This window comes from Ruegeria sp. CJ3 (assembly GCF_056536725.1).
Genome location: NZ_JBQFQE010000002.1, coordinates 95,335 through 120,289 on the forward strand (window position 1 = coordinate 95,335; position 24,955 = coordinate 120,289).

Sequence of the window (24,955 nt, forward strand, 5' to 3'; positions counted from 1 at the left end):
AGACGCGCCCGCGTTGGGACGCGGCTCTTTGTTGTTTTGCGAGCTTCAGCTTTCGCGGATGACCGCCTCGAACTCGCGCCACTCGCGCGCAGTCATGCCCGAGTTTTCTTGCGTAACCGCCTCGCCCGCGATCATCCGGCGCAGGCAGGTAACCATCTGGGCCGACAGGTTGACCGCGCCAAGGCGGTAATCCTCGAACGCGCGGAACGCGAAGGGCACCCAGTCGGCCACGATCTTGCACATGGTCTCGGCATAGACCCGGATTTCGTACTGCGCGTGCGGATCGGCGCGCAGACGCAGGAAGTGGAACAGGTTGTGCAGGTCCACCTTCCAATACCACTGCGTATAGATATTGGCTGGCAGGTTCATCCGCGCCAGTTCACGCGCCAGACCCTGCTGACCGTCCTGCCCGATCATCGCCTCGTAGTTGTCATAGCAGCGGGCGCTGTCCGCCTTGAGGATTTCCAGAACCCGCGCGGCCTCTTCCCCTTGCAGCGTGTCACCGCGGCCCTGATTGTTGACCTCGGACTGCGCCGCGACGTGCTCGGGCGCCGGGATATAGAATTCACGATCCAGAATCGAATACCGCGCCGAGTATTCGTTCACATTTGCCGTCCGGTGCCGGATCCACTGACGGGCCACGAAAACCGGCAGTTTGACGTGCAGCTTGATTTCGCACATCTCGAACGGGGTCGAGTGCCAGTGCCGCATCAGATACCGGATCAACCCCTCGTCATTCTGCACCGATTTGGTGCCCTTGCCGTAAGACACGCGCGCCGCCTGACAGATCGCAGCATCGTCACCCATATAGTCGATGACACGGACAAACCCATGGTCCAGAACCTGATGCGCCGTGTACAGGTGGTCTTCCATACCTTCGGCGACGACACGGCGGGTCGGGCTCGATTGTGCGCGTTGAGCTTCGATCTCGGCCAGTTGGTCGGCAGACAGCGGCATGAAATTATCCTTTCCAGCAATGAGTCGCCAACCACTATATATCGGTCAGCCTGGCATCGGAACCGCGATATGTGCGGCGTATCGCGTAAATCTCAAAATGTGTCCGACCGGCCCCTCGACATGGGAGGCGGGCGCGCTAAGCTGCTGATCATCACAATCAAAGCAAGGAAAACCGCGATGGGGCTGACATATCTTCACACCATGGTCCGCGTGAAGGATCTTGAGAAATCCATGGCATTCTACACGCTGCTGGGCCTGAAAGAGACCCGCCGCTATGAAAGCGAAGCAGGTCGGTTCACCCTGATTTTCCTCGCCCCGCCGGGTCAGGAGGACGCCCCGATCGAGCTGACCTACAATTGGGACGGTGACAATGACCTGCCCAGCGACAGCCGCCATTTCGGACATCTGGCCTACGGCGTCGATAATATTTACGAGACCTGCAAGCACCTGCAGGACAATGGCGTCGTGATCAACCGCCCGCCGCGCGACGGACGCATGGCCTTCGTGCGCTCACCCGACAACATCTCGGTCGAGCTGCTGCAAAACGGCGAGGCGCTGGAACCGGCTGAACCCTGGTCCAGCATGGAAAGCACCGGTCACTGGTGATCCGCTGGCTGGCAGCGCCGGGGCTGGCCCTTGCGGGCAGCCCCCTTTGGGCCGAGCCCTGCCGCCTGGCGCTGGCGCTTGCGATGGATATCTCGACCTCGGTTGACGCCGCCGAAGATGCGCTGCAACGCAAGGGGCTGGCCGCCGCCCTGATCGCGCCCGAGGTGCAAGAGGCGTTCTTCCAATCCCCACAGCCTGTTGCGCTGGCGGTCTACGAATGGTCTGGCAGCTCCAACCAGTCCCTGCTGCTGGATTGGCTGGTGATCGAGACGCGGGCCGATCTGCTCGCCGCCGCGCAACGGATCGGCCAGTCCGAACGTTCGGCAAATGATTGGCCCACCGCGATGGGCCACGCGCTGGCCTATGGGGCCAAGCTGATGCAACGGGCGCCACGTTGTCTGTTTCAGACCATCGATATCTCGGGCGATGGCAAGAACAATGACGGCTATGACCCTCAGATCGCATACAAGCACTTCCCGTTCGAGAACACGACGGTCAACGGGCTGGTTATCAATGCCGCCGATTTTGAGGGCGAGATCGATCTGATCCCCTTCTTTCAAAACAACGTCCTGCACGGCCCCGGCGCCTTTCTTGAGATCGCCGCCGGGTTCCAGGATTTCGAACGGGCCATGCGTCGCAAGCTGGAGCGGGAGCTGAAAGGGCTTGAACTCAGCGAACTCAGCCCGGGCGGATTTGAATGATCCGCCTGCTCGCCACCCTTCTGTGCCTGATGGCCGCCCCGCTATCGGCCCAGTGTCGGCAAGCACTGGCGCTGGGGCTGGATGTGTCCGGCTCGGTCGACAGCCATGAATATCGGTTGCAACTGGACGGTCTGGCCGCCGCCCTGCGTCGCCCCGAGGTCGCCGGTTTGATCTTGTCCAACCCCGCCACCTATGTGCGTCTTGCTGTGTTCGAATGGAGCGAACCGGGCCATCATCGCATATCGTTGGACTGGACCGACATTCGGTCACCCGATGACCTGCAACAGATCGGACAGCGGCTGAACAGCACTCAGCGCTCCACGGCCCCGCAAGGAACCGCCATCGGATCGGCGATGCTGGCTGGGGCCGACATACTGGCAGAACAGGCCGATTGCTGGCGGCGCACACTCGATCTGTCGGGCGATGGTAAGCACAACCTCGGCCCCCATCCACGCGATGTGAAGACGGCGCTGCAAACCTCGGGGATCACGATCAACGGTCTTGTCATCGGTGCAGATGATCCCGCCACCGGCGACGTGCGCTATGTGCAGGTCGGAGAGCTTTCCGCATACTACACGGCCTGGGTCATTCTGGGACCCAACGCTTTTGTCGAAGTCGCGCTTGGGTTTGAGGCCTACGAAGAGGCGATGACCCGCAAGCTGATCCGCGAACTGGAGGGGATCGTTTTATCCAACACGCCTGCGCCATCAGTAAATATAGCGGATCTGATCCGTCCAATAGCGCTCGACCCGGCGGAGTGAGCCGGTGATCTCTTCGATCCCCTCGGCCCCGATCACACCCCGGTTCTGCAACCCCTCGGCATGGCGCGAGAACAGCTCGGCCACGATATCGCGTATCTCGCGCCCGCGCGGGGTCAGCCTGACGCGCACGGACCGGCGGTCAATCTCGCAGCGCTGGTGGTGCATATACCCCATATCGACCAGTTTCTTGAGGTTATAGCTGACATTGCTGCCCTGATAGTAACCACGGCTTTTCAACTCGCCCGCCGTCACCTCATGATCGCCGATATTGAACAAAAGCAGTGCCTGCACCGCGTTGATCTCCAACACGCCGACGCGTTCAAACTCATCCTTGATCACATCCAGAAGCAATCGGTGCAGACGCTCGACCAGCGCCAGCGCCTCAAGATAACTGGACATGAAGCCCTTGGTCCCGGGCGCGGAAACCTGCAGTTCCATACTCATCCGATCCTCCGATTCATCGCGCTGCTTTTGGCAGGATGGCGTGAATTCCCGAAAAATCAGTTAAGCCGGAATAGTTCTTATTTCTGAAAGGTCTGGGCGATATCGGCGATCAGATCAGCCAGTTCCGCAGGCGGGGCAACCTGCCCGGTCACCCATTGGTACAGGTCCTGATCGTTCTCATGCAACAGCGCATCATAGGTATCCAGCCCGGCCTCATCCATCGCCGCCAGATTGCGGTCGGCATACGCCGTTAGGATCAGGTCCATCTCTTTGATGCCACGCCGCATCGAACGCATCTTCATGCGTTTGATGCGGGTGTCGCGCGTTTCGGTCACTGATCGCGCTCCAGTTTCAGGCGCAGCGCCTTCTCGACCCGGGCCAGACGCTCAGAGCTGGCACGCATCTCGCCGCGGATGGTGCGCAGTTCGGCCACCAGATCGGTCAGTTCGGTGTCAACCTCGCCGGTCAGGCTGGTGGCGTCCATGCCGTCGCCCTCGCCGGTCAGCAGCCACATGATCGAGACGTTCAGCAGCCCGGCCATCATCGACAGCTTATTGGCGCGCGGCTCGGACAGGTCGTCTTCCCACGCGGCGATTGTGGCTTTCTTCACACCCAGCCCGCGGGCCAGCTGCACTTGCGTCATTCCCGCGAACTCGCGCGCGCCTGCGACCCGGTCACCGAACGTGGCTGCATCAGGCCCGTACCAGTCTTTTTCCTCGGTCATACCTGTCTCCAATCCTCAAATGTCATATGGCTTGATCGTTATTCGGGCGCACCCTATGACAGTCGGACCCGACATACAAACCGAGGCCGCCATGAGTTTCCTTTCTGCGACATTGTCGCGCGTCAAACCCTCGCCCACCATCGCGATGACGGCCAAAGCGGCCGAGTTGAAGGCCGCCGGGCGCGATGTCATCGGCCTCAGCGCGGGCGAGCCCGATTTCGACACGCCGCAGAACATCAAGGACGCCGCCGTCGCCGCAATCGCAGCGGGCAAGACGAAATACACCGCCCCCGACGGTATCCCCGAACTGAAACAGGCCGTTTGCGCCAAGATGAAACGGGATCATGGGCTGGACTATACGCCCGCCCAGGTCTCGGTCGGGACCGGGGGCAAACAGACGTTGTATAACGCGTTGATGGCCACGCTGAACGACGGGGACGAGGTCATCATCCCCGCGCCCTATTGGGTCAGCTACCCCGACATGGTGCTGTTGGCCGGGGGCACGCCTGTGGTCGTCGAAACCAGCCTCGACAACAGTTTCAAGCTGACGCCCGCGCAGCTTGAGGCCGCGATCACGCCCAACACAAAATGGTTCATCTTCAACTCACCTTCGAACCCCACCGGAGCGGGGTACAACCGGGATGAGTTGAAGGCGCTGACCGATGTGCTGATGCGCCACCCCCATGTCTGGGTGATGACGGATGATATGTACGAGCATCTGGCCTATGACGGGTTTGAATTCTGCACCCCGGCACAGGTCGAACCGGGGCTCTATGACCGCACGCTGACCTGCAACGGCGTGTCCAAAGCCTATGCCATGACCGGCTGGCGCATCGGCTATGCGGCCGGTCCGGTCGAACTGATCTCGGCGATGCGCAAGGTGCAGTCGCAATCCACCTCGAACCCCTGTTCGGTCAGCCAATGGGCAGCGGTTGAGGCGCTGAATGGCACGCAAGCCTTCCTTGCGCCCAACAACGAGATTTTCAAACGCCGCCGCGATCTGGTGGTCGATATGCTGGGCCAGATCGACGGCATCACCTGCCCCACGCCCGAGGGTGCGTTTTACGTCTACCCGTCGATCGCCGGCCTGATCGGAAAGACCTCGCCTGCGGGCACGCTGATCGACTCGGACGAAGCCTTCGCCACAGCCCTACTGGAAGAGACTGATGTGGCCGTGGTCTTCGGTGCCGCCTTTGGCCTGTCGCCGAATTTCCGGGTCAGCTATGCCACCTCGGACGAAGCGCTGACCGAGGCCTGCACCCGTATCCAGCGTTTCTGCGCATCTCTGACCTGAGGTTCCCGATGCACGCCGCCCTGCCCGACTATTACTTCCGCATCCGTGAAAACGGAGCAGCGGTGTTCCGCATCGACACCGAAAACCCGCAGCGCCGGATCGAGATGGAACAGATCGCCGTCATCAACATCCGCAACGGCGAGGTCAAACCGCACGGGCAGCGCCGCCTTACCGATGCGGACGCGGCCGAGATCGCCCGCTGGATGACTGCCCGCAAAGCCCTGCTGGCCCGGCGCGACCTGGACGATATCCACCGCACGGTCGACCAACTGAACCTGACCGCTCAATGGGCGCAGTCCAAGGCCACCGGCGCGCAGTTGGACGAGGTGACAGACCAATTGCTGATGGCGATGCATGATTTGCGGTCGGTTCTGGTGCGAAAGAAATCCGACCGGCTCGGCAAAGAGTGACCGCCTAGGCCGGAACGCCTCCGACCTCGCGCACCGATCGCAGCCAGAACCGCGCCATCAGCAGGACCGCCGCAAAGGCCAGCCCCAGCACGAGGCCCAGCCAGACACCGATCCCCTCCAGCCCCTGAACGAAGCCAAAGAAATACGACGCGGGGATGCCTACCACCCAATAGCTGAGCGCGGCCATCACCATCGGAACCTTGGCATCCTGCAACCCGCGCAACAAGCCCAGCGCAATCACCTGCGCGCCATCGACCAGCTGGAACAACGCCGCCATCGCCAGCAATCCGCTGCCGATCAGCAGGATCTGCGGCCGCTGCGGATCGTCCGATTCCATGAACAACGAGATCAGCGGCTCGGCACAGGTCAGAAACAGGATGACGGTCAGGACCGACATCACCAGCGACATCGCCGTCACCGTGATCGCCCCCTTCTCAAGATGCGAACGATCCCGACGGCCCAGCGCATTGCCCGCCCGGATGGTCGCCACGTTCGACAGGCCCAGATGCACCATGAACGTCGCCGACGCGAGGTTCAGCGCAATCCCATGCGCCGCCAGCGGCACCGGCCCCAACCAGCCCATCATCACCGCCGAGGTCGCAAACAGCGACACCTCGGCCAGCGTCGTCAGACCGATGGGCACACCCAGACGCAGGACGCTCAGGAACATCTCCCAATCCGGACGCCAAAAGCGTTGAAACAGGCTGTGTTCCGGCAGCGCCCGCACCGCATAGATCACCACCGCCACCAGCGACACGATCTGCGTCACCACCGAGGCGATGGCCGCCCCGATCACCCCCAACTCGGGCGCGCCCCAGTTGCCGAAGATCAGCGCATAGTTCGTCAGCCCGTTGACCAAAGCCGCCACAACCGTGATCCACAGCACGATCTGCGTCCGCTCCAACGCGGCCAGATAAGATTTCAGCACCATCACCAGCAGCGCCGGGAACAACCCCCACCCGGCGACACGCAGGTATTTCGCGGCGGTCTCGGCCACCTCCGGCTCTTGCTGCAGCGCGATCAGGATCGGATGGGACCACCACAACAGCGGCATCATCACCGCCGCATAGATCAGCGACAGCCACAGCCCCATACGGGTAGACCGACGAATGCTGGTCTCATTCTCTTCGGCGGCGGCGGTCGCAACCATCGGCATCACCGCCCAGCCGAACCCCGCGCCAAACAGGAACAAAACAAAGAAATAGCTGTTGGCCAGCGTCACCGCGGCCAGCGCATCAACCCCGTACCATCCCAGCATGATGGTATCCGTCAGGCCAATGGCAAACTGCGCCAGATGCCCGCCGATCAACGGCAGGCCCAGCACTGCAATCGCCCGGAAATGGGCGGGATATGTCATCACCTTGTTCATCCCGCCAGCCTTAGGCTCGCCCGCAGCCCGAGACAAGAGTGGATCAGATTTATTTCAAAGTGAGACTCACCCCGCCAAAACCAGCAAAAGCCACGCCCCGACGGGGTCATGGCTTTCGCATGAAGGGGTTGCCCGGATCAGCCTGTCTTGGCGTCAGGATTCAGCGTCGCCCCAAGGATATGTTCGGAACGATGGATCACATGATGCGCCTGCCCCACGATCAGCGGGTCCGGCTCACCGACGATCTTGTCGTTCTTGTCGGGGTAATCCAGCGTCGACAGGAAGTGGCGCATGCAATTCAGACGCGCGCGTTTCTTGTCATTCGATTTGACGATGGTCCAGGGCGCATCGGCGGTGTCGGTATAAAAGAACATCGCCTCCTTCGCCTCGGTATAGTCATCCCACTTGCTCAGGCTCGCCTTGTCGATCGGTGACAGTTTCCACTGTTTCAGCGGATCGGTTTCGCGGCTCTTGAACCGACGCTGCTGCTCTTCCTGCGTCACCGAGAACCAATACTTGTAAAGCTGAATGCCCGACCGCACCAGCATCCGCTCCAACTCGGGCGTCTGGCGCATGAACTCCAGATATTCGTTGGGTGAACAGAAGCCCATCACCCGCTCCACACCGGCGCGGTTGTACCAGGACCGGTCATAGAACACCATCTCGCCTACGGTGGGCAGCTGCTGCACATAGCGCTGGTAGTACCATTGACCCTTCTCTTCCCAGGTCGGCTTGTTCAGGGCAACCACACGGGCCTGACGCGGGTTCAGGTGCTCCATGAACCGCTTGATGGTCCCACCCTTCCCGGCCGCATCGCGCCCTTCGAACAGCAGCACAAACCGCTGACCGGTTTCCTGCGCCCATAGCTGAACCTTCAGCAGCTCAGCCTGAAGCTCGGCTTTCTCCGCCTCATAGGTCTTGCGGGCCATCTTGCGACCATAGGGATATCTGCCACTCTCAAAAGCCTGCCGGATCTTCTCGGGGCTGGGGGCTGTGGTATCCTGCTGATTGGCCGGAACCACATTGGTCTGAGACGGGGTCTGGGGCGTTGCGTCCATGCATGATCTCCTGCGTTTCACTGTCTGGCCCGAGACTTATCAGACCCATCGCATCTCCGCTTTGATTGGTGTCAAAGTGACTTACCTTTTACCCCCTCTGCGAACCGCCGCCCCGGCCAACCACAAAACCCGATCCAAACCTTCATCTGGCCACAAATATCCCGGGGAGCGCGAGGGGCAGCGCCCCTCGCTCCTGCCCTCACCGATGTCCCCAATCATCCGGGTTATCCGAGTTGTTAGGTGACAACCCCAACACATCCCCCTCAGTCGAACAGCCCAACCCAAGCACCGTCCGATTGGCATAAGAGAAATACGAACACACCTGATTGATCTCCAAAATCTCCCCATCATCCCAACCCGCGCCCCGCAACGCCTCGACATCCGCCTCGGTCAAATCCGCCGGAGCCTCGGTCAGCACCCGCGCATAGCGCATCGCCGCGATCTGCACCCCGTCCAACGGCGCTTTCTCCGGCGCGCCCGCCTCAATCGCCGCCCGGATCGCGTCACCACGCGATTCATCCCCCAGCAACCGCTGCAAACCGGCAAAATGATGCTCGACGCAGTAGCTGCACCGGTTCAGCGCGCTTACCCAGACACCCAACACCTCAAGGAACCACTTCGGCACCCGATTGGCCGAATGATGCAGCACGTTCTTGTAGACGGCCATATGCGCTTCCATCGTATGCGGCCGCAGTGAATGCGCCATCATGATGTTGTCCACATTGTTGTCTGGCCCGGTCACCCGCTCATAGAGCTTCCTCAACCTGCCCGTCGCCTCGTCAAATGGAATTGTCCTGATCCAGCTCATCACCTGCACCTCCTGTTTCATCAACCACTTGAGCCGGGATTTCGCCGGATTGCAACGCGGCAGCATCAGCAAACCACCTACAACACCTCGGGCCCCTCTTCCCCCGGACCACATCACCTGCCATAATGGGGGAAACTTGAAAACAAGAGCAGCACCCATGCCCGACGATCTTTTGACGCCCGAAAACACGACCGCCTATGACGCCTCCTCGATCGAGGTGCTCGAAGGTCTGGAACCGGTCCGCAAACGCCCCGGCATGTATATCGGCGGCACGGATGAGCGCGCTTTGCACCATATGGTCGCCGAAATCCTCGACAACTCGATGGATGAAGCGGTCGCTGGCCATGCCAACCGGATCGAGGTCGAACTGCACGCAGATTACGCCCTGACCGTGCGCGACAACGGGCGCGGCATTCCCATCGACCCGCACCCCAAATTCCCCGACAAATCCGCGCTCGAGGTCATCCTGTGTACCCTGCACGCGGGCGGCAAGTTCTCAGGCAAAGCCTACCAGACCTCGGGCGGTCTGCACGGGGTTGGGGCCTCGGTCGTGAACGCCCTGTCGGATTCGATGGTCGTGCAAGTGGCGCGCGACAAAACACTGTTCGAACAACGCTTCTCACGCGGCATCCCTCTGGGTCCCGTGGAAAAGATCGGCGCAGCCCCCAACCGGCGCGGCACCACCGTGACCTTCCACGCCGATGCCGAAATCTTCGGCCACCACAAGTTCAAACCGGCCCGCCTGTTCAAATCCATCCGCTCCAAGGCCTACCTATTCTCGGGTGTCGAGATCCGCTGGAAATCCCATATCGACGATGGCGAAACCCCGACCGAGGCCACCTTCCACTTCCCCGGCGGCCTCAGCGATTACCTCAAAGAAACGATGAACGGCTCGTCCACCTACGCCGAGCAGCCCTTTGCCGGCACGGTGGATTTCAACGAGAAATTCGGCACCCCCGGCAAGGTCGAATGGGCGATCAACTGGACGCCTTCGCGCGATGGGTTCATTCAATCCTACTGTAACACCGTCCCCACACCCGAAGGCGGCACCCACGTGGCAGGTTTCTGGGCCGCCGTCCTCAAAGGGATCAAGGCCTACGGCGAGCTGATCAACAACAAAAAAGCCGGTCAGATCACCCGAGACGACCTGATCACCGGCGGCTGCGCGCTGGTGTCCTGCTTCATCTCCGAGCCCGAATTCGTCGGCCAGACCAAAGACCGCCTCGCCACGGTCGAGGCGCAACGGCTCGTCGAAAACTCGGTCCGCGACCATTTCGACAACTGGCTCGCCGCCGACACAAAATCCGCCGGCGCGATCTTGGATTTCCTCATCCTAAGGGCCGAGGAACGCCTGCGCCGACGGGCCGAGAAGGAAACACAACGCAAGTCCGCCACTAAGAAACTTCGTCTCCCCGGCAAGCTGGTGGACTGTTCCAGTTCAACACGCGATGGAACCGAATTATTCATCGTCGAGGGCGACTCGGCGGGCGGTTCCGCCAAAATGGGCCGCGACCGCAAAACGCAGGCCCTGCTGCCCCTGCGCGGCAAGATCCTGAACGTGCTGGGCGCGGCCAGTTCGAAACTGGGCACCAATGCCGAGATCAACGACCTGACCCAAGCGCTGGGTGTGGGCCTTGGCACCAAGTTCAACGTCGACGACCTGCGCTATGACAAGATCATCATCATGACCGACGCGGACGTGGACGGCGCGCATATCGCGTCCTTGCTGATGACGTTCTTCTTCACCCAGATGCGACCGATGATTGACGCGGGCCACCTGTACCTCGCCTGCCCGCCCCTCTACCGCCTGACCCAAGGCGCCAAACGCGTCTATTGTCTGGACGAGGCCGAGCGTGACGAATGGCTGGAAAAAGGTCTGGGCGGCAAAGGCAAAATCGACGTGTCCCGCTTCAAAGGTCTGGGCGAAATGGACGCCAAAGACTTGAAAGAGACCACAATGGACCCCGCCTCGCGCAAACTGATCCGCGTCACGATTGACGAGGACGAACCCGGCGAAACCGGAGACCTCGTCGAGCGCCTAATGGGCAAGAAACCCGAACTGCGGTTCCAGTATATTCAGGAAAACGCGCGGTTTGTGGAGGAGCTGGATGTTTGAGGCAAAGGGCTTATAAAGCTTTGAAAAATTATGCTTAAATTAGAAGATCTTCCTAAAGAACCTGTTTCCGCACTTAATGCCATATTGGTCTATATGATGAGCAAAACTGCCAATGGCGGTGCTCAAATTGGTAAACTCAAGCAGTCTAATCACCATTTGTACTCCGAATTGCTTAGCGGCTCACTTGTTGCGAAGTCAGCAGCATCTCGAATCGACGACATAGAAGTAGCGCAGTCGATCAAAGAAAGCCTGCTACTCAAGGATGAACTGAATCTTCAGCAATACAATTCTCGACTGACACAAGCTCTTTCGCTGGTATTAGCCCTTCAATTCGATGATCATTTTATTGACCAAGAATCCGTTGAGATCTTCGACCGAGCCGAACTTAGCCAATCTGAAAAGCAAGAAATTCGGAGCCTTATGGCTGAAGCGAGGAAAGTAGTTGATAGTTCTGAAACTCTTTTCGAGAGCCAAAAGAAAAATGTTCTCTTTCACATAGCAAAGATTGAGAATGAGCTGCACAAATCAAAATCAAATTTCCAAGCCTTTCTTGCGGCCGCGTATGAAATGTCTGGCCTTGTGAGACAAGTTGGAGAGGACGCACAACCTATTGCTGATGCGGTCGAAAAAGCTCGAACGATTACACAAAAGAAAGTTGTTGGGTATGCTCAGCTCCCACAGGATGAAAAACCTAAACAGTTGCCAAAACCATAGCGCCCGTCCAATGAGCCGGGTTGGGCACGTGCTTGATGCATTACATAAAGCATTGGGTGGATAGTGGGCGTAGGATGGGTGTTTACACCCATCAAATGTCCCACATCAAGATGGGTGTAAACACCCATCCTACATCACCACAATCCCCGCGTCCGATCTCAACGAACTCCCCGTAGGCCGCGCTTCAACCCGGCACCCCAAACGCCCTCCGGCTCCCCTTCACACGCCCCAATTCCTAACGGGTTCTAAACACCCAACCCCCCGAAAATTTTGTACAAACCGAACAAACCCCATCCGAAACAACGTACAAACCATACAATTCCCGATTTCCGCACGATCGGGGCGTCAATCCGACACCCCATCCAACCACTCCGCAATCTGCCCCGCTGGCCCCTCCCACCCCGGCTCCATGAACAGAAAATGCGCGTGGTTTTCGACCGGCAAAAACGTCGCGCGGTCTCCGTAAAGCTTCGCCAAAGCGCGGCAGGTGTTGGGGTTCACGGCCCGGTCCTCGGTGCCGGATACGATCAGAACCGGGCAGTCAACCTTGTCGATATCCACCTTCATCGCGTGGTGATCGTCGAACATCCAAAAGAACATCTCGAACATCACCCGCCCGCTTTCGGGGCCAAGTTGATCGAACACCTCATGCTGCTGCGCCTCGGGCATCTTGTTCAGCGCGAAGGGGGCCATCAGGTCGAAATCGACGCGCATCGGCTGCTTCCAGAACGCCCCGCCTTCCATCAACGCACGCGGCACAGCGCGTTCGTCGTCGGTTTCGGGCAACGTCCCCCAAGCCGCGTTCGGGTTGATCAGGACAATGGCGCTGGCCAATCCCCGAGACGCCACCTGCTGCGCTACCACCCCCGCGATAGCATGACCCAGCAGCACGGGCTTGCTGTCGAGATCCTGAATAAACGCTGCAATATCATTGGTATAGTCCATGACGCTGGTGTCAGTCAGGCCGGGGTCGGGATCGGCCTTGGGATCTCCGCCATGATAGCGCAGCGCGGGTGTGTGCACCGTCCAGCCGCGCGCGCGGAAGAAGCCTGCGTAATCCTGCATGCACCACGGCCCGGCAAAGGCTCCGTGGATCAGAACAATCTCTTTGGTCATGAAATCCCCCTTCTTTCACGCCACTATGAGAGAAGAAGGGCCCATCCAGCAAGGCCCCAGCGGGCCTGCCGCAAGACCGCCCCGGGACCCGTAACACAATCGCATGTGTTACAACTGCGCGTGAGGATGCTTGCCAGCCTGCGCGCAGGACGTACACTCAGGGCCATGACATTTGTTGCCGAAAACCAATTGCCGCTGCTGATACTGTTCTTTTTGATCGGACTGATCGGCACAGGGTTTCTGTTCCGCAAACCGGCCGGGCATCGGGCGTGGAAGCTGGCCGATCTGGTCTGGGTCGTGCTGGGCGGGATCGGTGCGCTGGTGGCGGTGCTGGCGGGGCTTTATACCTCGGACAGTTCGCGGCTGGACCGGCAGATCGACGTGGCTTATGCCGCCACGCTGGCCTTTGACCGCGACGCCGCGCGGTTCCGCCTGCGGTTCTGCGACCCGGCCTATGACCCCGACACGGCTGTGCTGTGCGAGAAGGTCGAGTTCCTGTCGGCCTCAACCGCCAGCAACGCTGACCTGCCCCTTTTTATTGCAGTCACGAATGAGGTCGCACCGCTGCAGGGGCTGCATTTCCTGTTCGGCGGCGCCTCGAAAGACGATATGGACGAAGCGCGCGACATGGCCGCCAAAGCGGATGCATTCAGCATCGACCAGTTTCTTGTCTTCACCACACTGGACGACAAGACACAGGCCTCAGTCGACAATATGCGCCGCAAAGTCCCGGCCATCGCTGGGGACTATCTGATCCTTGCCCAAAGCTATGACGACCTGATCGAACAGGTCGGCAAGCTGAAGGATGAATGGGAATACCTGCAGGCCAATGCGCATATTCTGGTGCTGCAGATCATCGCGCTGTGTCTGGTCAGCTTTGCGGCCCCCTTCCGGCTTGGCAAATCGCTTGTCGAACTGCGCATGGCCTTCAACGCCGATAAGCCTGCGCCAGCCGTTCGGGATCAGCGCCCAGAAAATACCGCGTCAGAGTCCAAAGGTTCCGCGCCCCGCGGCGAAACCAGCCCTGACGGATATAGCGTTCCGCACTCGTGACAGCGTCGGCCTTCAACAGGGCTGCCGACGGCAGGGTGCGGACCAGCGCGACATCCTCCATCAGCTGTTGATCTGGATAGCCCCCCGCCGCGTCATACTCGGCGCGGCGAACCAGCAAGCCCTGGTCGCCATAGGGCAAGCCAAACAGGCGACTGCGCAGGTTCGCCCACCCTGCGACCCAACGCGCGGCAAAGCCGCTGGCGCGGAATCGCAGCCGGAACGCCGCGGGTCGACCCGAAGGCAGATGATCGGTGACCACACCGCTCCACCCTGCTTGCAACTCGGTATCGGCGTGCAGGATCAACAGCCACTCGCCCTTGGCAGCGGCGCAACCACGCCGCAACTGCCCCCCGCGCGAGGGCGGGCCGGTGACGATCTCGGCCCCCGCCTCATCAGCCATCTCAAGCGTAGCATCCGTTGACCCGCCATCGCTGACGATCAACTCGCGGATCAGACCGGCGTGCAGCCCCTCGATCAGCGCCTGCAACGTCGCGGGCAGCACCTGCCCCGCATTCAGGGTTGGGATCACGATAGAGATCGGAGCGGACACGTCTGAAACCCTCTGGTCATGGCGGCGCGATCTCCTATATCACGGGGCCAGACCATATGACGAGGATCAACCCATGCCCAATCGCCGCATTCTGCGCCTGACCGGCAAGGACACGGACAGCTTTCTGCAAGGGCTGATCACAAATGATGTGCAGCGCCTGCAAGATGGGCTGGTCTATGCGGCGATCTTAACGCCGCAGGGCAAGTATCTGGCGGATTTCTTTCTGAAACGCGATGGCGATGCGGTGCTGCTGGATGTCAGCGACGCCCTTGCCGATGGGCTGGTGAAACGCCTGACCATGTACAAACTGCGCGCTGATGTGACGATCGAGGCCGCCGACCTGAACCTGCAGCGCGGCACCGGCGCGGCGCCCGAAGGCGCCCTGCCCGACCCGCGCCACCCCGACCTGGGCTGGCGCGCCTATTCGGCGGCCCCCGAAAGCGACGACGGCACCGATTGGGATGCCATCCGCGTGCAGCATTGCATCCCCGAAAGCGGCATCGAACTGACACCTGACAGCTATATCCTGGAATCCGGGTTCGAGGCGCTGAACGGTCTGGATTTCAAGAAGGGCTGCTATGTCGGGCAAGAAGTCACCGCCCGCATGAAGCACAAGACCGAGCTGCGCAAAGGTCTGCGGGTCGTCGAGGTCTCGGGCTCAGCGCCGGTCGGCACCGAGATCCAGTCCGGTGGCAAACCGGCGGGCGTACTGTTCACCCAATCCGGTTGCAAGGCCATCGCCTATCTGCGTCTGGACCGCGCGGGCGACGACATGCGGGCGGGTGACGCAACCCTGCGGTTGCCCGGCTGACTTGTTGCCCAAGCGGCACGGGCCCCTCACCTGCCGCCTCATGCGTGTTTGACCCCCACCCCGCGCGCGGTATCACTAAGGTCATCAGACCTTTGGGGATATCCGCATGTTACGCCTTTACACCACCATTTGGCGCGTCAGTGCCGGTCGGCAGATCATCCTCATCCTGCTGTCGCTGGCGGTCGCAGCGCTGGCGGCGGCCCCCTTGGAGTTTCAACGCGATATCATCAACCACCTGACCTCGGACAATATCTCGGTCGACCACCTGATCCTGCTGGGGGCTGGCATGATGGGGGTCATCCTGCTGAGCCTCGGGCTGAAATGGGTGCTTGGCTATCGGGCCGGAACACTGGGCGAGGACCTGATCCGCCTGATCCGGGGGCGGTTGCTGGCGCGGGCGGTGGATATCGACAAGGCAGGGCAGGATCTGCGGTCCGGCACCATGACCACCGCCGTATCGGCCGAGGCCGAAGAGCTTGGCAAGTTCGCCGGAGGGGCCTTTTCCGACCCCGTGGTGCAGATCGGGACGCTGATCAGCGTGATCGGCTATATCTCGTCAACGCAACCGGGGCTGGGCCTGATCGCATTTTCGATGATCGTGCCGCAGATCGTCATCGTGCTGGTTTCACAACGCAAGGTGAACAGGTTTGTGGCCGAGCGTGTGCGCGTCCTGCGAAGCTCGACCGATCGGCTGACGCAGGCGGATATCGAGGCCGTCTCGGATGCCATCCTGGAACAGTTTGATGAGATTTATGAGACGCGCCGCAGGATGTTTCTGTGGAAACTGTCTGCGAAATTCCTGCTGAGCGTCATCAACGGCGCGGGCACGGTGGGCGTTCTGATGCTGGGCGGCTGGTTGGTGTTGCAGGGCAAGACCGATGTGGGCACCGTCGTAGCCGCGACAAGCGGGCTAAGCCGTATTCAGGGGCCGACGGCCTTTCTGATCGCGTTTTACCGGCAGGTCAGCGCCAACCGTATCAAATACGAACTGGTGCTGGAACTGTTCGGCGATCATCCCGAACGCTATCGTCGCACCACCTCATAGAAAAAGGGGCCGCATCGCAGCCCCTTTGATACTGGAACAGCCTTCGATCAGGCGCGTTCAGAATATTCCATGGTTTCGGTATTCACCACGATCATCTCATCCTGACCGATGAAGGGCGGCACCATGACCTTGACGCCATTGTCCAGCACGGCTGGTTTGAACGAGTTCGCAGCGGTCTGACCTTTGACCACCGGCTCGGTCTCGACGATCTTACAGGTCACTTTCTGCGGCAACGAGGCGTTCAGCGCTTCGGATTCGTAGAATTCGACCACAATGGTCATGCCGTCCTGCAGAAACGGGCGGCGTTCGCCCAGCAGGTCGGCGGGCAGTTCGATCTGCTCATAGGTCTCGGAATCCATGAACACCAGCATGCCGTCGGATTCGTAAAGGAACTGCTGATCCTTCTGCTCCAGACGCACCCGTTCGACCTTGTCTGCCGAGCGGAACCGTTCGTTCAGCTTTGATCCATTCCGCAGGTTGCGCAGTTCGACCTGGGCAAAAGCGCCACCTTTCCCGGGCTTTACGTGATCCACCTTGACCGCTGCCCACAGCCCGTCATTATGCTCAAGCACATTGCCGGGGCGAATTTCGTTCCCATTTATCTTGGGCATGACTTAAATCCTTCACAAACGGTTGATGCGTCAGTTGCCGTCCCTATATCTGGCGGGAACACACCTGGCAAGACAACGAGACCTAGTGCTGCACTTGCAGCGAGCCATGCAAAAAATGCAACGCAACTATGCATTTTAGCTGTATCCGAATCGCTGCGAATAGGTCATAAGGACCGTCACGCCGAAAATTGCAAGAGCAAGAAAAACAAGGAAGACGAGATGAGAGATTTCGTTGACGGCACTGCCTTTAACAACGAGCAAGGCAATCGTGCGCGCAAGCTTTTCGCGGCCGTTGTGTTGGCTGCTCTGGATGACGCTATTGCTGATGACAAGAAATACGGCAACGGCCCCGAACAGATCGCCCGCTGGGCCCGTTCTCGCGACGGGCGCGAGGTATTGTCCTGCGCCGGTATCGACCCGAACGAACGCGTCGTGGACGGCCTGATGGAATTCGTGGGCCGCGGTGTGCGGACCTCGGTCGCCCTGTCGCGGGAAGAAAGCGAACGCCGACATGCAGCTCAACAGGCCGAAGCGGCCTGATCACTCGCTGCATGTTGTGCCAAAAGACGCGCCCCTCAGCCGGGCGCGTTTTTTCTTTGCCCGGGGTCAGAAAAACAGCAGCCATTGCCGGACAACCCAAAGCTCGGCGGCCAGCATCAGCCCGAATATCAGTTTGGCCGGAACGGACAGGCCGCGTCGCCACAAGATGCCATAGGCGATCACACAAACCCCGACCGAGACGGGGCCCACCCACAGCGCGTGATGGGTACTGTCCCAATAGCTGACCGGACTATGAAAAACCCAATCGCTGAACGGCCAGAATTGCGGACGCCCATCCCCTGCATGAAGCAGGAAGTCCAGCATCAGATGGAGCACACCCGCCGCCGCGCCCACCGTCAGCAACCGCCAGCCACACCACAGCCCCACGGCCAGCGCGATGCCCCACAGGACGAATGAATTGTCGATCGCAAACACCGTTTGCCATGCGGGTGAGTAGTAGAGCTGTCCGAACACAACCTGCTCGGGGATGTTAAGGATGAACAGCGACACACCGGCCATCAGATACAGCGACAGATCCGGCAGCAGCGATCCCAGCACCGCCGCCCACAGGACAGCCCCCCGGGCGGGGCGGGCAAAGGCGGCAGCTCCGATCAAAAGATGCGCGGGCGTGTTCATCCGGGCTTTTCCTTTGCCACCAAATCAGGTCATCTGCGCCTCAGCATAGGAGAGCGCCCATGGTACGGTCCATCATGATTCAGGGCACCGGCAGCAATGTCGGAAAATCGGTTCTGGTGGCCGGGCTGGCGCGTGCCTATACGCGGCGCGGGCTACGGGTGGCTCCGTTCAAGCCGCAGAATATGTCGAACAATGCCGCAGTGACCGAAAACGGGGGCGAGATCGGGCGGGCGCAGGCGCTGCAGGCATGGGCTGCGAACAGACCGACCCATACGGACATGAACCCGATCCTGCTGAAGCCCGAGACCGATACCGGCGCGCAGATCATCGTGCAGGGCCAGCGGGCGGGCACCATGAAGGCGGGCGACTATCGCAGAGACAAATCCAAACTTCTGGGCGCTGCGCTGGAAAGCTTTGGCCGCCTGTGTGACGACGCCGATCTGGTCCTGATAGAAGGTGCGGGCAGCCCGGCCGAGACCAATCTGCGCAAGGGCGACATCGCCAATATGGGCTTTGCCTGCGCCGCCAATGTTCCCGTGGTGCTGGTGGGTGACATCCACCGGGGCGGCGTGATTGCGCAGATCGTGGGCACTCAGGCGGTGCTGGAGGCCGATGATCTGGCCATGATCCGGGGTTTTGCCGTCAACCGGTTCAAGGGGGATGTGTCGCTGTTCGATGACGGGCGCGACGATATCGCCAACCGCACCGGCTGGCCTTGTCTGGGCGTTGTGCCGTGGTTCCAGGACGCATGGAAACTGCCCGCTGAGGACATGATGGACATCCGGTCTCATGCGGGTGGAGATTGCAAGATCGTGGTGCCTCAACTCGAACGGATGGCTAATTTCGATGACCTTGATCCGCTGTCAGCCGAACCCGGGGTGACAGTCGAAATCATCCCGGCAGGTCGCCCCCTGCCCGGCGATGCGGATCTGGTGCTGCTGCCGGGTAGCAAGTCCACCATCGGCGATCTGACCTATTTTCGCGCGCAGGGCTGGGATATCGACCTCTATGCGCATGTACGGCGTGGCGGTCATGTGCTGGGGCTGTGCGGCGGATATCAGATGCTGGGCAAAACCATCGCAGATCCCGACGGGGTCGACGGACGCCCCGGTATGGTCCAGGGGCTGGGCCTGCTGGATGTCAGCACCACGATGGCGGGTCAGAAGCAGGTCACATTGCGCGAGGCGACCGCCCTGCCCGGTCACGAGCCGGTGCGTGGATATGAAATCCATATGGGCCGCACCGATGGCCCCGACTGCGGCCACGCCTGGCTGCAGATCGACGGGCGGCCCGAAGGGGCCGCCAGCGCCAATGGCCGGGTGCGCGGCAGCTACCTGCACGGGATTTTCACGTCAGATGCGTTTCGCGCCAGTTATCTGGCCGGTCTGGGTGTGACCGCAGAAACCGCATATGAGGATGGGGTCGAACAGGCGCTGGACGATCTTGCCGATCATCTGGAACAGCACATGGATCTGGATCTGCTGCTGTCGCTGGCGCAAGAGCCGCATCGCGACTGAGGCTCAATCCACGCTCTGTTCTGTTACCACCCGGGCAATCTCTCGCCGGACCATCTTGCGCAGATTTCGCGTGATCCGTTCACCAAGCGCGCCCTGCAATTCCTCGCGGACAATCTGGGCGACAAGGTCGCGTAGTTCGTCCTGGCTGAGGTTCAGCGGCTCGTCGGGCCCGCTCGTGGTCCCTTCCTTCACGGCAGGGTCGCGGATGAAGGTTGCAACAGGCTCGTCCTTGGGCGTGGCAATTGCGGATTGTGCCGAGGCGGTGTCGACGGGCCACTCAACAGCTTTGGTCTTGGTACCCGAATAATCGTCATCGCTCTCGCCATCAGGTTCCCACTGATCCTCGGTCCGCGCAATCGCGGCCTCCAGCGCCTCGATCTTGGCGCTGAGGCTGCCCGCCAGATCGCGTTTCGGAGCGGCATCCGGGGTTTGAACGCTGGCCGCTACATCCCCCTGACGGACCACATCGCGGGGCTGCAACCGCATTGGTTCGGCCGGTGATGCGGGTTCATTTGCGGCGTCTGCCGGGGCATCATCACGGGCGCTGTGTTGCGGCATCAGCTTGAGCGGTGCAGGCTTTTCGGTAGTGAGCGGTTCATCGCTGACCCGCAGCGCATCCGTCAGAACCAGCCGACCCGGCTTGGGCGCCGGAGCCGATGGAATGAAAATAAACTCTGATTCCTCATGCGTATCTTCCGTGACCAGCCGTTTGACTGATGAAAGAACGTCCTGAGAACCGGTATTTACAACACTATCTGACATTATTCACTACCGCTCTTGCCCTGCGTCCGATTGTAGCCAATCCGGGCGCACACCACAACCGGTAGTGACGGCTATCAGTCGCGGCGCAACGCCTTGAGCACCCGATCAAGATCACGGCTTTGCTTGCTGACCTGCGACGGAGCGTTTTTCACCAGGTTGTAATACAGCGTCGGGTCATAGATCTGAACCGCCAGACCCAGACGTTCCGCCGTCAGCAGCCCCTGCGCCTGCAGCAGCTGATAGGCCGCGCGCGACCGTTCCGTGCGCGAGGCGACCTCGTTCAACTGCGCATCCAGCAGATCCTGCTGCGCGTTCAGAACATCCAACGTGGTCCGCGCGCCCAGCGTGGCCTCTTCGCGGATACCGTCAAAGGCAACCTGCGATGCCCGGACCTGCTCGGTCGACGCCCGCAAACTGGCCGAAGCGGCCTGGAAGTTGGCATAGGCCTCGGACACGCCCTGCGTGATGTTCTTCTGCACGTTCAGCAGGTTCGCCCGCGAGGCGTCCCGGGTCGCCATGGCGCGGCGCACCGCGGCGGCCAGACCGCCACCGGCGTAAATCGGTTGATTGAAGGTCAGCGAGATGCTGGCATCTTCGATGTTGTCATCGTTGTCATAGCTTTCCGTGATCCCGGCATCCGCGTTCAGGCTGACATTCGGACCCAGATTCGCGCGCTGCTGCTGAACGCCCAGATCAAAGGCCCGAACTTCGTGCTGAGACGACAGAATGGCCGGATGGTTGCGGCGCGCAAAGGAAATCGCCTCGGCTTCCGATCCCGGCAGGGCCGGCAATCTGGGCTGGCCCGATGTGCGCCCCGGCTGTTTGCCGACCGCGTTGACATATTCCGCCTGCGCCGAGCTCAGGCTGCCGCGCGCGACCGCGAGTTCCGCCTGCGAGCTGGCCAGCTGTGCCTCGGACAATGCAACATCCGTGCGGGTGACCTCACCCACTTCAAATCGGTCCTGCGAGGCCCGCAGTTCCTCGGCCGACACCTCAACGTCATTCAACTGAATCTGAACGGTTTCTTCCTGCAGCACCACATCCAGATAGGCATTTACGGCGCGGAACAGAATCTGCTGTTCGATGTCAATCAGGCTCTGGCGCGTGGACAGGACAATTTCCTGCGCCGATTGCTTGCCCAGAACTGAGAAACCGCCATCATAGACCAATTGGCTCAGCGTGAGGCCGGTAAAAAAGGTGGATGGCTCGTTTCGGGTCACCACACCGCTGTTCGTTGCACGGGTATAATCCTGGCTGACCTGAGCGGTCCAGTTGATGATCGGCCGCAGCGCCGACAGGGCGATGGCGACATCTTCATCGGCCGCCCGCAACAGGGCGCGGTTCTGTTCAAGCAGACCGCTGGTGTTGTAAGCACCGATGAAGGCATCGGTCACATTGTCAGCCCACGCAGGTTTACCGGACGCCGTTCCCAGTGCCAAACCTGCCGCCAACGCCAGTCCTCTGACCAACTTTCCTGTCGCCATCCCGCGCATGACCAAATCCTCTCAAATCGAAATTACGCAACCGCCAAAGCAGTTTGCGCCCTTGTTTTCAAGTAATCAAGACGTCAAAAAAACTTCTATGCTTCGACTATAGCGAAAATGCACACTCAGCGCAAAATGCGGGTAATACCGGGGCGCTGGCGTTAAAGGCATAGCGCCAAGATACGCGGCCTGCAGACTTGTGGCCAACTCGCACTGTTCCCAGATCGCCCTCCATGAACAGGCAGACGATCCGTCCGTGATCCTTGAGCTGGTCAAGCAGCACGTCGGGTACGTTTTCAACCCCGCCCTGAATCATGATCACGTCATAGGGGCCGTGCTCAGCCGCGCCCTCTTCCAACGGGCCGGTATGCACAATCGCATTGTCCGCATCCGCTTCCATCAGCAACGTCTGCGCCTCGGTGGCCATCGCCTCGTCGGCTTCAACGGCCACCACCAGTTCCGCCATGCGCGCGGCCACGGCGGTCGAATAGCCAAGCGCCGGAGCGATATCCAACACCACCTCGTCGTTCGAGATGTTCACCGCATCCAGCATCTTGGCCAGCGTCCGAGGCTCCAGCAGGCAGCGGCCCTCGCCCAGATCAATCAGGTCGCCGACATAGGCGGCCTCGCGCTGCGCGTCGGGCACGAAGTTTTCGCGTTTGACGGTCAGCATGGCGTTGATGATGGGAAATTTGGTCACGTCCGAAGGTCTGATCTGCGTATCAACCATCGTGTGGCGCCGGGCTGCGAAATCTGTCATGTGATCGCTCATTCTTTTTTCGCTCAGTTACCGGGCTTGTGCCACATCCGCCATCCTGCGGCAACGGGCCATCCGACGAAACCAGCCGCGGCAAAAGCGTCAGGCTGGGGCGCGGTCATTTTGTCGAGGTACCAGCCCAGATTCACACGTAAAGCTCTGGACCTTCGCCGGGAAAGCTGCTAGAACGCCCTTCACACCACGGCAAGTGATTGATTTTACTTGAAAAGGCGAGTTGGCGGAGTGGTGACGCAGCGGATTGCAAATCCGTGTACACCGGTTCGATTCCGGTACTCGCCTCCAATCCTTCACGTATAAGCCCGCCGCGACATTCGAACCCGACGACGCCCCTCGGACTTGCCCGAGGTTTCAGGCAGATCGACAGTCGACGCATCCTGAATGTTTGCTATTGTCTCAATATGATTTACGAGTTCCGGGATTTCAGGCTTGATCGTTCTCGTCAGGAGCTTTGGCGCGGGGCATCTGCGGTAGAAATTGAACCGCTGGCGTTCCAGCTGCTGTTGCTGCTGGTGGAAAACCGGGAAAGACTTGTCACCAAGACGGAATTGTTTGCGACCCTCTGGGGCAACAGGGTCGTCTCAGACGCTGCCCTTTCGACATGCATCAAGTCGGCCCGGCGGGCGGTCGAGGATGCAGGTGATCGACAGGACGTCATCAAGACCGTGCATGGCAAAGGACTGCGCTGGATGATCCCGGTCAGAACTGTCAGCGAACCAGCTAAGGTCGCGGCCGCCCAGAGGGATTTGGATGACAGCGACAACACATGGTCCGAAGCCGCCGCGCGGCCGACGATTGCCATCCTTCCGTTCGAGACAATGGGCACGACCCCCGAGGCTGAAACCCTGAGCGTCGCGATCCCTCACGAACTGATCGCATCCATATCGCGGCTGCGCTGGATTGCCGTGATAGCGCGGGGGTCTTCATTCCGGTTTCACTCCGGCAGGCCCGACATCGCCGAGATTCGCCGGGACCTTGGGGCCAGGTACTGCCTGACCGGCAGCGTCGAGGTGCTGGGTCCGAACGTGTCGATCAGCGTGATGCTGTCGAACACAGCGGACGGCGAGGTGATCTGGGCGGATCGCTTCAACTCGAAACTCGAGGACGTGCATGATGTTCGTGAAAGCATCATCTCGCAGGTGATCTTTGCCATCGAGGTGCAGATCCCGCTGAACGAGGCAGCGAAGGCGCGGCTGAGGTCGCCAGAAAATATCGATGCTTGGGCGACCTATCATCTGGGCCTGCAATCGCTGTACCGGTTCGACGCAAACGAAAATGACCGTGCGGTGGCGCTGTTTGAACAGGCCATTGCGCTAGAGCCCGGCTTTGCGCGGGCCCACGGGGCGCTGTCCTTTGCCCATTTCAAGACTGCCTTCATGCATTATTCCGACAGCCGGGCCATCCCGATGAAAGCCGCCCGCGCGGCCGCCGATCGCGCGATCGAACTAGACCCGATGGACCCGTTTGCCAATTTCAACATGGGCCGCGCAATGTGGCTGGTCGGTGATCTGGATAGCGCCAAGACCTGGCTGGACCGCTCGACATCGTTGAGCCCGAATTTCGCGCAGGGCATCTATGCCCGTGCCTGGACCGAGACCGTTTCGGGCGCCAGCAGTATTGGGCGGCGTCTGTCCGACGATGCCCGCACGCTCAGCCCGCTGGACCCGCTGCTCTATGCCATGCTGGGGACCCGCGCCATGAGCCTGGCGATGGAGGGCCGCGATACCGAGGCTGCAGACTGGGCCGTGCGCGCGGCGAATGCCCCGGGGGCTCATGACCTGATCAGCCTGATTGCCGCCTTCACCAACGAACTGGCGGGCAATCATGCCGAGGCCGCGCTGTGGGCCGGTCGCGCCCGCGCCGCGCGGCAGGACCTCACACAGCATCATTTCTTTCGGTCCTTCCCCTTCGCCGATCCGGACATCCGTACCCGCTTTTCCGATGCGCTGACCAAGCAGGGCATCCCCGAAACCTGAGCATGAACGGGCCCGGAAAGGGTCATTTTACAAGGTTTCCTCAGAACCCGCTCAGGACTTCGCCGCAGTGTCGGCGCTAGACTTGGACCCATCCCGGCCCGGTATGTTCGCTGCGGC

General features: G+C 60.6%; 26 protein-coding genes, 1 tRNA gene and 1 pseudogene. 14 read left to right on the plus strand and 14 right to left on the minus strand.

Annotated features, from left to right (window positions below):
• Positions 1–45: 45 nt before the first annotated feature.
• A complete protein-coding gene (thyX, locus tag ACR0J1_RS03605; protein ID WP_480529355.1) occupies positions 46–957 on the minus strand; it encodes an FAD-dependent thymidylate synthase in 912 nt (303 codons plus the stop codon).
• Between the two features lie 177 nt (positions 958–1,134).
• Between thyX and ACR0J1_RS03610 the strand changes: the two genes are divergently transcribed.
• The 3 genes from ACR0J1_RS03610 to ACR0J1_RS03620 are packed head-to-tail and all read left to right on the plus strand — an operon-like array spanning position 1,135 to position 3,025.
• Positions 1,135–1,563 carry a VOC family protein gene (locus tag ACR0J1_RS03610; RefSeq protein ID WP_480730579.1) on the plus strand — a complete coding sequence of 143 codons (429 nt, stop codon included), beginning with the start codon at positions 1,135–1,137 and terminating at the stop codon, positions 1,561–1,563.
• Positions 1,560–2,264, plus strand: a complete 705-nt coding sequence (locus tag ACR0J1_RS03615; RefSeq protein ID WP_480730580.1) for a DUF1194 domain-containing protein — start codon at positions 1,560–1,562, stop codon at positions 2,262–2,264. The genes ACR0J1_RS03610 and ACR0J1_RS03615 overlap by 4 nt, the downstream gene beginning before the upstream one ends.
• Positions 2,261–3,025 (plus strand): DUF1194 domain-containing protein, encoded by a 765-nt coding sequence (locus ACR0J1_RS03620; RefSeq protein WP_480730582.1) that lies wholly within the window; start codon positions 2,261–2,263, stop codon positions 3,023–3,025. The genes ACR0J1_RS03615 and ACR0J1_RS03620 overlap by 4 nt, the downstream gene beginning before the upstream one ends.
• On the opposite strand, the gene ACR0J1_RS03625 is transcribed toward ACR0J1_RS03620, so the two are convergent.
• From ACR0J1_RS03625 to ACR0J1_RS03635, 3 genes are all read right to left on the minus strand, one after another.
• A complete protein-coding gene (locus tag ACR0J1_RS03625) occupies positions 2,972–3,469 on the minus strand; it encodes a MarR family winged helix-turn-helix transcriptional regulator (protein ID WP_480730584.1) in 498 nt (165 codons plus the stop codon). The genes ACR0J1_RS03620 and ACR0J1_RS03625 overlap by 54 nt on opposite strands.
• A gap of 77 nt (positions 3,470–3,546) precedes the next feature.
• The gene (locus tag ACR0J1_RS03630; RefSeq protein WP_480730585.1) at positions 3,547–3,804 is read right to left on the minus strand and encodes a succinate dehydrogenase assembly factor 2; all 258 of its coding nucleotides are present in this window, start codon (positions 3,802–3,804) and stop codon (positions 3,547–3,549) included.
• Positions 3,801–4,193 (minus strand): helix-turn-helix domain-containing protein, encoded by a 393-nt coding sequence (locus tag ACR0J1_RS03635; protein WP_480730587.1) that lies wholly within the window; start codon positions 4,191–4,193, stop codon positions 3,801–3,803. Before ACR0J1_RS03635 ends, ACR0J1_RS03630 begins: the two co-directional genes overlap by 4 nt.
• Before the next feature lie 91 nt (positions 4,194–4,284).
• Here ACR0J1_RS03635 and ACR0J1_RS03640 point away from each other — a divergent pair, with 91 nt between their 5' ends.
• Positions 4,285–5,487: a pyridoxal phosphate-dependent aminotransferase gene (locus ACR0J1_RS03640; RefSeq protein WP_480730589.1), complete on the plus strand. Its 1,203-nt coding sequence runs from the start codon at positions 4,285–4,287 to the stop codon at positions 5,485–5,487.
• Between the two features lie 8 nt (positions 5,488–5,495).
• Entirely contained in the window at positions 5,496–5,897 is a 402-nt protein-coding gene (locus ACR0J1_RS03645; protein ID WP_480730591.1) for a hypothetical protein, read from the plus strand.
• A 4-nt stretch (positions 5,898–5,901) separates the two neighbouring features.
• Here ACR0J1_RS03645 and ACR0J1_RS03650 read toward each other — a convergent pair whose 3' ends face one another.
• The 3 genes from ACR0J1_RS03650 to ACR0J1_RS03660 all read right to left on the minus strand — a co-directional run bounded on the left by ACR0J1_RS03650 (position 5,902) and on the right by ACR0J1_RS03660 (position 9,132).
• Complete coding sequence (locus ACR0J1_RS03650; RefSeq protein ID WP_480730593.1) at positions 5,902–7,266, minus strand: MATE family efflux transporter; 1,365 nt, start codon at positions 7,264–7,266, stop codon at positions 5,902–5,904.
• Positions 7,267–7,403: 137 nt separating this feature from the next.
• Complete coding sequence (ppk2, locus tag ACR0J1_RS03655; RefSeq protein ID WP_480730595.1) at positions 7,404–8,324, minus strand: polyphosphate kinase 2; 921 nt, start codon at positions 8,322–8,324, stop codon at positions 7,404–7,406.
• A gap of 199 nt (positions 8,325–8,523) precedes the next feature.
• Positions 8,524–9,132, minus strand: coding sequence for a carboxymuconolactone decarboxylase family protein (locus ACR0J1_RS03660; RefSeq protein WP_480730597.1), 609 nt, complete (start codon positions 9,130–9,132; stop codon positions 8,524–8,526).
• Between the two features lie 157 nt (positions 9,133–9,289).
• Between ACR0J1_RS03660 and parE the strand changes: the two genes are divergently transcribed.
• The gene (parE, locus tag ACR0J1_RS03665) at positions 9,290–11,248 is read left to right on the plus strand and encodes a DNA topoisomerase IV subunit B (RefSeq protein WP_480516024.1); all 1,959 of its coding nucleotides are present in this window, start codon (positions 9,290–9,292) and stop codon (positions 11,246–11,248) included.
• Between the two features lie 30 nt (positions 11,249–11,278).
• On the plus strand, positions 11,279–11,962 hold the full coding sequence (locus ACR0J1_RS03670) for a hypothetical protein (RefSeq protein ID WP_480730599.1): 684 nt from the start codon (positions 11,279–11,281) through the stop codon (positions 11,960–11,962).
• Between the two features lie 345 nt (positions 11,963–12,307).
• Here ACR0J1_RS03670 and ACR0J1_RS03675 read toward each other — a convergent pair whose 3' ends face one another.
• Entirely contained in the window at positions 12,308–13,078 is a 771-nt protein-coding gene (locus ACR0J1_RS03675) for an alpha/beta hydrolase (protein ID WP_480730601.1), read from the minus strand.
• A gap of 165 nt (positions 13,079–13,243) precedes the next feature.
• On the opposite strand from ACR0J1_RS03675, the pseudogene ACR0J1_RS03680 reads away from it, so the two are divergent.
• Positions 13,244–13,999, plus strand: a pseudogene (locus ACR0J1_RS03680) (hypothetical protein); the annotation flags it as partial.
• A 7-nt stretch (positions 14,000–14,006) separates the two neighbouring features.
• On the opposite strand, the gene ACR0J1_RS03685 reads toward ACR0J1_RS03680, so the two are convergent.
• Entirely contained in the window at positions 14,007–14,681 is a 675-nt protein-coding gene (locus ACR0J1_RS03685; RefSeq protein WP_480730603.1) for a TIGR04283 family arsenosugar biosynthesis glycosyltransferase, read from the minus strand.
• Between the two features lie 73 nt (positions 14,682–14,754).
• Here ACR0J1_RS03685 and ygfZ point away from each other — a divergent pair, with 73 nt between their 5' ends.
• On the plus strand, positions 14,755–15,492 hold the full coding sequence (gene ygfZ / locus ACR0J1_RS03690; RefSeq protein ID WP_480730605.1) for a CAF17-like 4Fe-4S cluster assembly/insertion protein YgfZ: 738 nt from the start codon (positions 14,755–14,757) through the stop codon (positions 15,490–15,492).
• A gap of 106 nt (positions 15,493–15,598) precedes the next feature.
• Positions 15,599–16,537, plus strand: a complete 939-nt coding sequence (locus ACR0J1_RS03695; RefSeq protein WP_480730607.1) for an ABC transporter transmembrane domain-containing protein — start codon at positions 15,599–15,601, stop codon at positions 16,535–16,537.
• A gap of 47 nt (positions 16,538–16,584) precedes the next feature.
• Here ACR0J1_RS03695 and efp read toward each other — a convergent pair whose 3' ends face one another.
• Positions 16,585–17,148, minus strand: coding sequence for an elongation factor P (gene efp / locus ACR0J1_RS03700; protein ID WP_480529338.1), 564 nt, complete (start codon positions 17,146–17,148; stop codon positions 16,585–16,587).
• A 219-nt stretch (positions 17,149–17,367) separates the two neighbouring features.
• Here efp and ACR0J1_RS03705 point away from each other — a divergent pair, with 219 nt between their 5' ends.
• Entirely contained in the window at positions 17,368–17,688 is a 321-nt protein-coding gene (locus ACR0J1_RS03705; protein ID WP_480529337.1) for a DUF6280 family protein, read from the plus strand.
• Positions 17,689–17,754: 66 nt separating this feature from the next.
• Here ACR0J1_RS03705 and ACR0J1_RS03710 read toward each other — a convergent pair whose 3' ends face one another.
• Entirely contained in the window at positions 17,755–18,324 is a 570-nt protein-coding gene (locus ACR0J1_RS03710) for a cobalamin biosynthesis protein CobQ (RefSeq protein ID WP_480730610.1), read from the minus strand.
• Positions 18,325–18,383: 59 nt separating this feature from the next.
• On the opposite strand from ACR0J1_RS03710, the gene ACR0J1_RS03715 reads away from it, so the two are divergent.
• On the plus strand, positions 18,384–19,841 hold the full coding sequence (locus ACR0J1_RS03715; RefSeq protein WP_480730612.1) for a cobyric acid synthase: 1,458 nt from the start codon (positions 18,384–18,386) through the stop codon (positions 19,839–19,841).
• Positions 19,842–19,844: 3 nt separating this feature from the next.
• Here ACR0J1_RS03715 and ACR0J1_RS03720 read toward each other — a convergent pair whose 3' ends face one another.
• The 3 genes from ACR0J1_RS03720 to ACR0J1_RS03730 all read right to left on the minus strand — a co-directional run bounded on the left by ACR0J1_RS03720 (position 19,845) and on the right by ACR0J1_RS03730 (position 22,847).
• Positions 19,845–20,603 (minus strand): hypothetical protein, encoded by a 759-nt coding sequence (locus ACR0J1_RS03720; RefSeq protein ID WP_480730614.1) that lies wholly within the window; start codon positions 20,601–20,603, stop codon positions 19,845–19,847.
• A gap of 74 nt (positions 20,604–20,677) precedes the next feature.
• Positions 20,678–22,096 carry a TolC family outer membrane protein gene (locus tag ACR0J1_RS03725; protein ID WP_480730616.1) on the minus strand — a complete coding sequence of 473 codons (1,419 nt, stop codon included), beginning with the start codon at positions 22,094–22,096 and terminating at the stop codon, positions 20,678–20,680.
• Between the two features lie 97 nt (positions 22,097–22,193).
• On the minus strand, positions 22,194–22,847 hold the full coding sequence (locus ACR0J1_RS03730) for a protein-L-isoaspartate O-methyltransferase family protein (protein WP_480730618.1): 654 nt from the start codon (positions 22,845–22,847) through the stop codon (positions 22,194–22,196).
• A gap of 226 nt (positions 22,848–23,073) precedes the next feature.
• On the opposite strand from ACR0J1_RS03730, the gene ACR0J1_RS03735 reads away from it, so the two are divergent.
• Positions 23,074–23,147: transfer RNA gene (locus ACR0J1_RS03735), tRNA-Cys, on the plus strand.
• A gap of 116 nt (positions 23,148–23,263) precedes the next feature.
• Positions 23,264–24,838 carry a winged helix-turn-helix domain-containing tetratricopeptide repeat protein gene (locus tag ACR0J1_RS03740; protein ID WP_480730620.1) on the plus strand — a complete coding sequence of 525 codons (1,575 nt, stop codon included), beginning with the start codon at positions 23,264–23,266 and terminating at the stop codon, positions 24,836–24,838.
• Positions 24,839–24,955: the final 117 nt, after the last annotated feature.

What these genes read in the sequence shown, in the direction of transcription:
- ACR0J1_RS03715 (WP_480730612.1), top strand. Translation starts at nt 18,384, where the DNA reads ATGGTACGGTCCATCATGATTCAGGGCACCGGCAGCAATGTCGGAAAA.
- ACR0J1_RS03695 (WP_480730607.1), top strand. Translation starts at nt 15,599, where the DNA reads ATGTTACGCCTTTACACCACCATTTGGCGCGTCAGTGCCGGTCGGCAG.
- ACR0J1_RS03675 (WP_480730601.1), bottom strand. Translation starts at nt 13,078, where the DNA reads ATGACCAAAGAGATTGTTCTGATCCACGGAGCCTTTGCCGGGCCGTGG.
- ACR0J1_RS03705 (WP_480529337.1), top strand. Translation starts at nt 17,368, where the DNA reads ATGAGAGATTTCGTTGACGGCACTGCCTTTAACAACGAGCAAGGCAAT.
- ACR0J1_RS03625 (WP_480730584.1), bottom strand. Translation starts at nt 3,469, where the DNA reads ATGAGTATGGAACTGCAGGTTTCCGCGCCCGGGACCAAGGGCTTCATG.
- ACR0J1_RS03740 (WP_480730620.1), top strand. Translation starts at nt 23,264, where the DNA reads ATGATTTACGAGTTCCGGGATTTCAGGCTTGATCGTTCTCGTCAGGAG.
- ACR0J1_RS03730 (WP_480730618.1), bottom strand. Translation starts at nt 22,847, where the DNA reads ATGACAGATTTCGCAGCCCGGCGCCACACGATGGTTGATACGCAGATC.
- ACR0J1_RS03650 (WP_480730593.1), bottom strand. Translation starts at nt 7,266, where the DNA reads ATGAACAAGGTGATGACATATCCCGCCCATTTCCGGGCGATTGCAGTG.
- efp (WP_480529338.1), bottom strand. Translation starts at nt 17,148, where the DNA reads ATGCCCAAGATAAATGGGAACGAAATTCGCCCCGGCAATGTGCTTGAG.
- ACR0J1_RS03640 (WP_480730589.1), top strand. Translation starts at nt 4,285, where the DNA reads ATGAGTTTCCTTTCTGCGACATTGTCGCGCGTCAAACCCTCGCCCACC.
- ACR0J1_RS03710 (WP_480730610.1), bottom strand. Translation starts at nt 18,324, where the DNA reads ATGAACACGCCCGCGCATCTTTTGATCGGAGCTGCCGCCTTTGCCCGC.
- ACR0J1_RS03725 (WP_480730616.1), bottom strand. Translation starts at nt 22,096, where the DNA reads ATGCGCGGGATGGCGACAGGAAAGTTGGTCAGAGGACTGGCGTTGGCG.
- ygfZ (WP_480730605.1), top strand. Translation starts at nt 14,755, where the DNA reads ATGCCCAATCGCCGCATTCTGCGCCTGACCGGCAAGGACACGGACAGC.
- ACR0J1_RS03670 (WP_480730599.1), top strand. Translation starts at nt 11,279, where the DNA reads ATGCTTAAATTAGAAGATCTTCCTAAAGAACCTGTTTCCGCACTTAAT.
- ACR0J1_RS03645 (WP_480730591.1), top strand. Translation starts at nt 5,496, where the DNA reads ATGCACGCCGCCCTGCCCGACTATTACTTCCGCATCCGTGAAAACGGA.
- ACR0J1_RS03720 (WP_480730614.1), bottom strand. Translation starts at nt 20,603, where the DNA reads ATGTCAGATAGTGTTGTAAATACCGGTTCTCAGGACGTTCTTTCATCA.
- ACR0J1_RS03610 (WP_480730579.1), top strand. Translation starts at nt 1,135, where the DNA reads ATGGGGCTGACATATCTTCACACCATGGTCCGCGTGAAGGATCTTGAG.
- ACR0J1_RS03635 (WP_480730587.1), bottom strand. Translation starts at nt 4,193, where the DNA reads ATGACCGAGGAAAAAGACTGGTACGGGCCTGATGCAGCCACGTTCGGT.
- ppk2 (WP_480730595.1), bottom strand. Translation starts at nt 8,324, where the DNA reads ATGGACGCAACGCCCCAGACCCCGTCTCAGACCAATGTGGTTCCGGCC.
- parE (WP_480516024.1), top strand. Translation starts at nt 9,290, where the DNA reads ATGCCCGACGATCTTTTGACGCCCGAAAACACGACCGCCTATGACGCC.
- thyX (WP_480529355.1), bottom strand. Translation starts at nt 957, where the DNA reads ATGCCGCTGTCTGCCGACCAACTGGCCGAGATCGAAGCTCAACGCGCA.
- ACR0J1_RS03660 (WP_480730597.1), bottom strand. Translation starts at nt 9,132, where the DNA reads ATGAGCTGGATCAGGACAATTCCATTTGACGAGGCGACGGGCAGGTTG.
- ACR0J1_RS03620 (WP_480730582.1), top strand. Translation starts at nt 2,261, where the DNA reads ATGATCCGCCTGCTCGCCACCCTTCTGTGCCTGATGGCCGCCCCGCTA.